This is a genomic window from Kamptonema sp. PCC 6506 (genome assembly GCF_000180455.1).
Taxonomy (GTDB): domain Bacteria; phylum Cyanobacteriota; class Cyanobacteriia; order Cyanobacteriales; family Microcoleaceae; genus Kamptonema; species Kamptonema formosum.
Genome location: NZ_CACA01000269.1, coordinates 17,007 through 27,783, shown reverse-complemented (window position 1 = coordinate 27,783; position 10,777 = coordinate 17,007). Strand labels below are relative to the sequence as shown.

General features: G+C 40.9%; 4 protein-coding genes. All 4 read right to left on the bottom strand.

Translation table 11 applies throughout. The features are described 5' to 3' along the window. Positions 1-44: 44 nt before the first annotated feature. Complete coding sequence (locus tag OSCI_RS14400) at positions 45-1,322, bottom strand: sensor histidine kinase (RefSeq protein WP_007355730.1); 1,278 nt, start codon at positions 1,320-1,322, stop codon at positions 45-47. Between the two features lie 15 nt (positions 1,323-1,337). After that, positions 1,338-4,379: a hybrid sensor histidine kinase/response regulator gene (locus tag OSCI_RS14395; protein WP_007355729.1), complete on the bottom strand. Its 3,042-nt coding sequence runs from the start codon at positions 4,377-4,379 to the stop codon at positions 1,338-1,340. A 106-nt stretch (positions 4,380-4,485) separates the two neighbouring features. Next, the gene (locus OSCI_RS14390) at positions 4,486-9,882 is read right to left on the bottom strand and encodes a trifunctional serine/threonine-protein kinase/ATP-binding protein/sensor histidine kinase (RefSeq protein ID WP_007355728.1); all 5,397 of its coding nucleotides are present in this window, start codon (positions 9,880-9,882) and stop codon (positions 4,486-4,488) included. Positions 9,883-9,951: 69 nt separating this feature from the next. After that, entirely contained in the window at positions 9,952-10,755 is an 804-nt protein-coding gene (locus tag OSCI_RS14385) for a pantothenate kinase (RefSeq protein WP_007355727.1), read from the bottom strand. Between the last annotated feature and the right edge of the window lie 22 nt (positions 10,756-10,777).

The window sequence follows — 10,777 nt, the reverse complement described above, 5'->3', positions numbered from 1 at the left end:
CCCTCCCCCTAGCCCCTAGCCCCTAGCCCCTAGCCCCTAACCGCCTATACCATTTTAAGTGGTAAGGTGATAACAAACTCTGTTCCTGCTCCTAGTGAAGAATTGACACCGATCGATCCATGATGCTTATCAACTATAATTTGATGGGCAATCGCCAACCCTAACCCCGTGCCTTTCCCAACTCCTTTGGTAGTAAATAAGCGATCGAAAATCCTTTTCTTTACCTCCTCAGTCATCCCCTTACCATTATCTTGAATCCGAATAACTACTTGTTGTTGCGGTGATAATTCGGTTTTGATAATAATATGGTTACTCCGAGCTTGAATCTCGGCATAAGTAAGCCCTTGATTGCCTTCATCGATCGCATCGATCGCATTGGCTAACAAATTTATAAACACCTGATTAAGTTGACCCGGAAAACATTTAATTTCTGGCAGATTGCCATACTTTGCAATCACTTTAATTTCAGGACGATAATTGTTAGCTTTAAGGCGATGGCGTAAAATCATCACCGTGCTATCGATGCCATCGTGAATATTAAAATCTTGCTTAACATCGCTATCAGCGCGAGAGAAAATGCGGAGACTCTTACTGATAGTCGTGATGCGCTCCCCTCCATCTTTCATCGCGCCAATCAGTTTTGGTAAATCTTCGCGAAGATAATCTAAGTCGATCTCTTTGAGTTTAGCTTCAATTTCTGCACCAGGCTGGGGAAATTTCTCAGCATAGAGATCGATAATTTCTAACAAGTCATTAATGTAATCTTCAGCAGCATTGACATTGCCAACAATGCAACCGAGAGGATTGTTAATTTCGTGGGCAACCCCAGCCACCAACTCCCCCAGTGCCGAGAGTTTCTCCTGTTGCACCAGTTGCACTTGAGCCTGTTCCAGAGCTTGGGTTCGCTCGGAAACTTGCCGTTCCAAAGAGTCAGTAAGCTGCTTCAATCGCCAATGAACTTTGATCCGAGCTAACACTTCCGATGCTTCAAAGGGTTTGGTAATGTAATCAACAGCGCCTAAAGATAAGCCTTTGACTTTCTTTTCGGTATCCGCTAGGGATGTCATAAAAATGATGGGAATCCCTTGGGTAGTAGGGTTAGCTTGCAGGCGGCGACAGGTTTCAAAACCATCCATGTTCGGCATTTCAATATCTAGCAGGATTAATTCGGGATGGTGGCGCTCTACCTGTGCCAGAGCATCTTCGCCATCTGTAGCCATGCGTACTTTATACTGGGCAGCTTTCAAGGCTTGAGATAGCACAGATAGATTAGTTGTATTATCATCCACAATCAAGATAAAAGGTTGGGTAGGCTGAGCCATAATTTCTCTAAGGTTTCAAGGCAAATAGTGTTGGATCAATGCCCGCAGTTGTCGGATTTCGCAAGCATCGGCAAGGCGGATCAGTTGTCCGGCAAAAGCAGCCGTATTACCCTGTTGAATTTGTTGTGCTACTTCAATAATACCGTCTAGTTCGCCATCTTGTGCAAGTTCAAAGAGTTGGTTTAAGATTTCTATGGCTGGTGGCTGAATTTCATCGGTTGCTAACTCAGAATTCTCGTTCTCGCTATTATTTGTGTCGTAAATCCACTCTAATTGCAGGTGGCTTTGAAGGATCTCGAGCAAAGTTTCAGCTTGCACGGGTTTGGGCAAGAAATCATTGCCTCCTGCCTTCAGGCTATTATGGCGATCGATCTCAAATACGCTGGCAGAAGAGACGATCGCAATCTGGTTTTGTAATTGGGGATGGGAACGGAGTTGACGCAAAAATTCAAACCCATCCATTATAGGCATACTTAAGTCGGTAATAGTTAAATCGGGTAAGGTTTTCAGCGCCTGTTCGATGCCTTCGATCCCGTTGGCAGCTTCAATGACTTCAAAGCCGATGGGTTCTAACAGATTGACTATAACCGATCGATTTTCCCAGCGATCGTCTATAACTAATATGCGCCGCTTCTCACCGGCATAACTAACTATCTTCCCTTCCGGGACTAATCGAGAAGTGCTTGCCCAATCTTCAGCTTCAGGTAATTCTACTTCAAAGGAAAAGGTGCTACCTTCACCAGGAATACTATCGACAGTAATTTCACTCCCCATTAGCGCCACAATTTTATGACTAATTGCTAATCCCAATCCCGTACCTTCGGCTTGCTTTTTAGTATCGCCGACTTGTTCAAAGGGCAGAAAGATTTTTTCGACTTGCTCTGAAGTCATACCGGTTCCGGTATCTGCAATTTGAAAGCGAATTTTTTGACCGATAGGTTCAACTTTAAAAGTAACACTACCTTTGTCGGTGAATTTGATCGCATTACCCAATAGATTAATTAAAACCTGACGCAAACGTTTTTCATCAGCATAAACTCCGATAGGTAGCTGGGAATTAGCTTGGTAATCAAAGGTAATGCCTTTTTGTTCGGCCCGGATGCGATTGATTTCGATAACATTTTGTAGAAATGAGGGTAAGTGCAAAGGTGCCGGATACAAATCTAGTTTGCGGGCTTCGATTTTGGAGAGGTCTAAAATATCGTTAATTAAGGTTAGTAAATGAGAGCCGCATTGGTAGATAATATCGATGCCTTTGTGTCCTTTTTCGCTGAGAGGTTCGCTGCGCTGCAAGATTTGGGCATAGCCAAGAATACCATTAAGCGGCGTTCGCAATTCATGACTCATGTTAGCAAGAAATTCGCTTTTGGCATTGTTTGCCGCATCTGCAAATTCTTTAGCCTGCTGAATCTCCACATTGACTTGCTGAATTTCTTGAAATTTATCTTGGAGAGCACCTGCCATGACTTGGAAGTTACTGGAGAGGGTGTTAATTTCAGTAATTGGACTACCAGGAATTTGCAGGGATTGTTGTTCTGTGAGTTTATCTGGCAAATTGCTAGTGAGATTGGCAAGTTCTAGTAAAGGCTTAACCAGACTGCTGCTGATGGTTTTGGCTAGGAGGGGTGATAGAATGGCAAGCACCATCAAAATAGCGAAGCTTTTGGTATAAATTCGATCGAGCGCTAGTAGATGGGAAGCATTAGCTTCTTCGATCGCTATTATCCAAGGTAGGTCGCCACCAATAGGACTATTTTGTACGTAAAATGATTTTCTCCAACGCACAACCTTAGAGGTTTTAGATAGGTTCGGTATCCAAATATGAGTATTTTGATTAAGCTGGCGAATTTCACCATTCCCATCTCGATCGAAGATTTCTCCTAGCTTTAATTCGCTGCGATTGCTGGCAATAATTCGATTTTGCCGATCCAACAGACTCACAGACTTGATTAATTCAGTTTGACTATTAAGCAACCTTTTTTTCAAAGTATTGATATCAATTTCTGCTAAGACTTGCCCCACAAGTTGCTCGCTCTGAAAAATCGGTACTGTCTGAATAATTGTCGGTAAATTGGATACCGTTACTACCTCAGAAAGCATCGGCTGTTTTGCTGTTAATAAAGTCTGAAACGGCAAAAAATCAAGCTTGGCTGCTTTTTGATTAATGTTTTGAACGGCAGTTGAATTTAGAATGTTTCCCTCTGTATCTGTAGTGTAGAGATTGCGAAACTCTGGTATTGTTTCTTGAACAATTTTTATTTTTTCCTGCATTCCCGCCTCGTCCAACAAATCCCTCTCCTGCTCGCGCGAGGCCAAGGCTTGTAGTTTAACCAAGCTTTGCTGATGCCAGTCTAGAAGATTTTTACTGGCATTTTGTCTAACATCTTCCAAATTAGCTAAAACACTTTTTTGTTCTGTTAAAGTTGCATCCTGACAGTTCCAAATGGTCAGTAACATTGCTGGTAATAAGACAAAAGCCACTAACAAGTTGAGGAGAGTTTGTTCAAAGGCATGAGTCCTGCTATTCTTGACACGCAGCCATTTAGTAATAGGTGTATGAGTCAAAATTAGACTGGCAATTAGAGCGTTACAAATTTGGTTAATTGGATTTTTGAACGAAATCAATAAAACACTTTGAAAGGGAATTTTCCCGATAACGCCATAGAGTAACCAAAACAGAGGAAATCCCATGATTCCCCAAAAAACTACATCGACTAATAATAAATTGTTACTGCGCCGTTTCAGTCCCCATCCAACAACAATCGCTTCTAGGGTGAATAGAATAAATCCATAGGGATGATTCCAGATCGAGATTGTATAGGCGCTGGAAATCATGGCGGCTATAGTTCCCCAACCTAAGCCATATAATCCGACAACTAGCATGACAAAAATACTGCCAAATAGCCAGTCTAGATGAAAGATAATGGGAAATCCGAAATAGTTACCCATGTATCCTGCAACTAGCAGGGATACCAAGATAAGTATCGATCTTAAGCGATATTGGAACTGCTTTTCTCTCGCAGGTAATTTCTCTAATTCTAGCGTATTTGCTGTCATACTTTACTCCTTTAGTTTAAAATTCAACCCGGTAGTCTATACTTCGATTCATTTTTCCAGCTTGTTTGGGACAGAGATCGGCTAAGGTTCCTCCTAATATATTGTATTATTTAACAGGGATAGCGATCGCAAACACAGTACCTTCACCAGGGACAGAATTGACTGTAATTTGTCCCTGATGTTTTTCTTCAATTATTTGCTGGGCGATCGCTAATCCTAATCCCGTGCCTTTTCCTACTCCTTTTGTGGTAAATAAATGCTCAAAAATTTGAGCGCGTACTGCTTCAGTCATGCCAATACCATTATCTTTAATCCGAATAATTGCCAGATATTTATCATCTGATAGCTCAGTTTTAACAGTAATTTGATTGGCAATTTCTGCATACTTGCGTCCTTGACTTGCTTCTTCTAGGGCATCAATAGCATTGCTCAATAAATTCATAAATACCTGATTTAATTGTCCGGCATAACATTTGATTTGCGGTAAATTGCCATACTCTTTAATCACTTGGATTTGGGGACGATTTTCGTTAGCCTTGAGGCGATGTTTCAGAATCATAATGGTACTATCAATCCCATCGTGGATATTGCAGGCAACCGGATGGTTAGTATCTGCACGGGAGAAGGTTCGCAAACTCGTGCTAATGTCTTGAATTCGCTTTACGCCTTCCTGCATCGACTCAACTAACTTAGGTAAGTCTTCCCGGATGTAGTCAAGCTCAATGGTTTTAATTTCCTCTTGAATATCGGCATCTGGTTGGGGATATTTTTGTTGATACAAATCGAGCAAACCAAACAAATCATTGATATAATCTAAGGCGGGAGTAATATTGCCAGTCAGAAAGCCAACTGGGTTATTAATTTCGTGGGCAACTCCAGCAACTAAGTTACCCAAGGCGGACATTTTTTCACTTTGAATAATGGTAATTTGGGCTTGTTTGAGGTCGTTTAAGGCTTGTTGTGCTGCTTGATAAAGACGAGCATTTTCTAAGGAAATCGCAGCTTGAGCGCAAATTAGATTCAGAAGTTCAACGCGATCGCTCGTAAAGGCTCCTGTAATTAAACTATTTTCTAGATATAAAATGCCTATCAATTTGCCTTGATGCAAAATTGGGTTACACAAAATACTCTTGGGCTGCTGACGGATGATGTATGGGTCATTAGCTAAGGTAATATCTGCGGTTGCATCCAGTAGCACCACAGTCTGTTGGCTGTGCTTAACTTTATAAATTAGCTTATGGGGAATATCCTGACTGTCTTCAAGGGGAAGGCTTTGCAACACAATGGCTTGTGTTCCCTGAGTAATTGCGCCTTGAATTAGCAGATGATGGTCTTGCAACAGCATTAACACGCATTTATGGGCTCCTGCATTTTCAATCACGATTCTCAGTAATGATGACAGCAGTTTTTCTAGTTCGATGGCACTAGAGATAGTCTGAGATGCTTTGAGAATTGCTGTTAAATCTAGGGTATCTGAGACACTGGTACTGCTGGATGTAGTAGAACTGGTAGATGTAACAGTCTCCAAGGGGAAGATAGTTTCATTAGTGGAAAGGGTCGAACGGCTTTGCTTTAATATAGGCACAAGTAATTGGGGATAACGTTTTTCTAAATCAACTACTTTAGCTTTGGCTCCCCATCGGGCATAACAGTAATAGGCTTCTTGCATATAACCTGCGGCAATTTTTTCTCTCCCCCAAGCAAGGTAAAATTTTGCGGCTAATTCGTTCGCTAAAGCTTCTTCTTGGATATAGTCATTGGCTTTAGCACCTGCGATCGCGCGATCGTACCAGTCTCCTGCTTCATAATTCTTGCCTAAAACCCGATGTTGTTCAGCTTCTACTAGGTCGTATTTATGTTGAAAGTTCATCGGTGCGGAAACTGCACGATGGTGGAGTATGGCTTGATTTTTGGAAACCCGCTCCAGCAGTTCGGTTTTGTCTGTAGTTTCGGTATGGGTAGCCAGTGCTGTCAGGGAATCGTAAAAGTAAAAAACTAATTCGCTAATCCCCCCGCTTCCTGCAACTGCTAGGGTTTGACGCACTTCTATTGCATCTTGAATTGCCTGTGGATATTGATTGAGGAGATAGGAAGTAGTCAGGCTATAGACCCAATAATAATGCAATCCAATTAAATCATTAGTAGCGGTGAGTTCGGCGTGTATTTGCTCTGTTTTATTTGTCAAAGTTGACTGGTTTTGACTATTTTGGAGCCGCTCAACTGCTTGTAAAATAATCTGAGAGTAGTTTAAACATATTTTGAGATTGAGCTTGGATAGGGTATTTAAATAAGGCTCTGTTTCTGTCGCCAAAGTATTTAAATCCTGACCAATTATATAAGCGCACTGACATAAATGGTGGACGTTATAGCCTGCAAACTCTATATCGCCGACTTCCTGGCCTGTCTGGAAGCCTTCCCTGTATAAAGCTAAACTGTTGCGAAAATGAGATTTATAATGGATAAAAAACGCAGCCAGGAGAACATTAACTTTTGGCTGGATAAAACGTGCATTGAGTTTTGCCATTAGTTGTGATGACATCTGAGCAAAGTCATAAGCTGTATCCAAATCCCCTAACATATTGCTCAATAAAATCGCATAGTTAATGTAACTAAAGGCTGATAGGGAGTTATTACCTTTCTGAATCGACAACATAACTTGAGTCAGAACGATAAATGGAAATAGTTGGGAAGCAGAAAGATAGGCTGCACCGGTAACACTAGAAAGTAACTGCATAATTGCCACTGCTTCCGGTTCTGTCATCACAGGCAAATCGAGTAAATCTTCAGCAGTTCTACCATTAAGCAATTCCGTTACCTTTTCTACAGCCGATGTTATATCTGTCGGTGTCGGCTGCTCTGGAAGGTAAGTGTTAAATTCGCTTAAAGCAGTACAAGCGATCGCGATCGCCTCTTGAAATCTCCCCTGATTTGTATAAGCCTGAATCTGGATTTCGTAGGTCTTGACGTACTCGGTCGCTTGGAGATTTGCAGCTAAAATCACCTTTACTCCCTGCTCCATTTGCTCGTAATTACCGTACAAATACGCCGCTTCTGTTGCTCCTTCCTGCAATCCTAACATCAGGCTGGTTTGGGTCTGCCAAGCACCATCAGACAGTAAATTTATACCTGTAGTGAAATATTTGAAAGCTGGTTCGTAAGCATTTGAGGCTTTAGCTTTGCGTCCAGTAATTAAATTAAGTTGGGCAAGATTATCTTTTTCCGATTGGTCAAGGATAATTGCGATCGCTCTGTTCCAATGGTTGACAATCTCGAAAATCTTGGCTTCTAGTTCGGTGTCTGGGGTGCTTTGTCGCAGCAACCGAGCGATCGCTAAATGAGTTACTTGTTTTTGGTCTTCAGGAATCAAAGAATAGGCAGCTTGTTGTACCCTGTCATGCAAAAATCTATACTTGGCTATTTGCTCGCTGGTGTTTTTATTTTCCAGCCTCAATTTATCGTTATCTTCGCCCTGATAAAACTTATAAATATCACTTTGGGGTAAAATCAAATCGGTCTGTAAAGCGACCCATAAATCAGTTGCGACTTCCACCTCAGATAATTGACAAACAATCGCTAATGTTTGCAAGTCAAATTGGTTGCCAATACAAGCAGCTAGTTTCAATGTAGATTGGGTTGATTCTGGTAATCTTTGCAATTGAAATACCATAAACTCAACTACATCGTCGGTGAGTGTTTGCTGATTAATTTGAGAAATATCACATTGCCAACATCCCTCTGATAAATTAAATTTAATCAATTTATCTTGATATAATGACTTGAGAAGTTGTGTTGCAAAAAAGGGATTTCCCTGGGTTTTCCGATAAATCAATTGCGACAAAGAAAAAGCTGAATTCTCCCTACACTTTAGTGTATCGGCAACAAATTGATTTAATTTGACGTGACTCAGAGGTACGAGAGTAATTGTCTTAACAACAGCCTCAGATTTACTAATTTCCGTTAATCTCATCATCAAAGGATGAGCGGGCGATACTTCGTTATCTCGATAGGCTCCAATTAATAGTAAATATCCCTGCTTTCTATTTACAATTAATAATTGAATCAGATTCAAAGAAGCAGAATCAGCCCATTGTAAATCATCTAAGAAAATTACTAATGGATGTTCTTTTTGGGTAAAAACCTGAAGAAATTTTTGAAAGAGGAAATTAAAGCGATTTTGGGCTGCAATTCCCGATAATTTGATGGGTGGGGGTTGAGTACCAATAATCTTTTCTAATTCGGGTATAACGTCAATAATTACTTGTCCATTTTCACCGACAGCCTCTAATATTTTATGTCTCCATTGCTGAATTTTGACATCGCTTTCCGTTAACAATTGCCCCATTAAATCGCGGAAAGCTTGGACAATGGCACTGAAGGGAATGTTGCGCTGAAATTGGTCATATTTGCCTTTGATAAAATAACCCCGTTGCCGAACAATGGGTTTATGCACTTCATTAACAACGGCGGTTTTACCAATGCCGGAAAATCCCGCCACTAGCATCATTTCAGTTTGACCTGTGCTGATTCTCTCAAAGGCAGTTAATAGCTGATTTACTTCGTTTTCTCTGCCATAGAGTTTTTCTGGGATGATAAAGCGATCGCTAATATCTCGCTCTCCGAGTTTAAATGTTTCTATCTCACCTGTGGTTTGTAACTGAGCTAAACACATCTCTAAATCGTGCTTTAATCCCAAGGCACTCTGATAGCGATCTTCGGCATTCTTCGCCATTAGCTTACAGACAATTGCTGATAAAACTAAGGGAATTTGAGGCTGAATTTGATGAATTGGAATCGGCTCCTTGGCGAGATGACAATGTACTAATTCCATTGCATCTTCCGAGATAAATGGTAACTTTCCTGTCAATAATTTATAGAAGGTGACACCCAGAGAATAAAAGTCACTGCGATAATCTATGCCTCGATTCATTCTCCCAGTTTGTTCGGGAGATAGATAAGCTAAGGTTCCTTCTAAGATATTGAGATTTTGAATTTCTTGGGTTTCTCTTGGTAGGAGGGAAGAAATACTAAAGTCAGTGATTTTGATTTGTTTGGTATCGGGATTTATGAGAATATTCGCGGGTTTAATATCTTTATGAATAACTCTATTCTGGTAGAGATAGTGGAGAGTCTCCGTGAGTTGTAGGGCGATTTGGAGAAATTCTGCTGAAGGTAAAGATTTAGAGCGTTGACTTTCATCTATTTCTAGTTGGAGATAAGTAGATAGGGCGACTCCACCAAAGTCTTCCATGATTAAGGCATAGCTATTGTGATATGTTTCTAGACTTAGGGGTTGAATAATGCGAGGAAAGTTAAGACTTTTAGCGATGGTGTATTGATTGCGAAATTGGACAAGTTCGTTGAAATTTGGGTATTTATTTCGCAACAGTTTGATCGCTACGAGAGTGCGATCGCACTCTCGAATACCTCGATAGACAAGAGTACGAGAACCTCCATAGATTTGTTCTGTGATGGTATATCCAGGCAGATGAGTGACGATCTCCATTTTCCAGCCTTAATAAAGAAAGAAAACTAATGTAAGTATATCTTCTAATTCTATTGTTTTGTATGATAATTACTTATGATTAACAAAATTTAATATAACTTCCCTCATTCCCCAAAAAATGGCATGGGGAGCTTCAATGATAGAGGTAGCTAAATCGGGAAAGAGAGTTTTAAGATAGGTGAGTAAAAAAGTGCGATCGCCTCCAGTCAATGCAACCTTACTTTGTGGAAAGTGGTACAGCCAATCTTCTATAAAGTCCTTAATTCCTGCAACTAATGTGTAAATAATACCGCTCTGTATTGCCTGTGGTGTATCCATAGCCCAGCGTGGGGGCAAATTTTCTGGTAACTTTATTAATGGTAGCGCTGCTGTTTTTTGCGCTAAAGAAGAGAACTGCAAAGCTAAGCCCGGTAAGATTGCACCACCAACTAGGCACTTATTGATATCTGCTCCAGTAAATGTTATTGCAGTGCCAGCGTCAATTACTAGAATGGGCCAACCTAACTCAGTACCAGCACCTAATACAGCCAAAGCCCTGTCAATTCCTAGAGTAGGGTAGAGCCCGGAAAGTGGCAATCGATCTAGAGTAATTATATGGAGGTCAGGGTAGTTTTGCCAAAGTTCCGCCTGCGGCGATACTACAGAAGCTAAAACTAGAGAGATAGGAACAGGGGACAACTTAAATTGATTACTTAACTGCTTTGCAGCATCAGGGGTTAAATGCTCTGTATCCCAGGTTTCCTGAAGTGCTGCACCCGAAAACTTTGCCCAGTGCAGCCGCGAATTGCCAATCATTAAAGCGATTTTGATAGGGTGGTTCATCTCTACTATGGCTTGATTATTGGCTTGATTATTGACTTTCTTTCTTAACATAGCTTTGATATTAAATCTATAA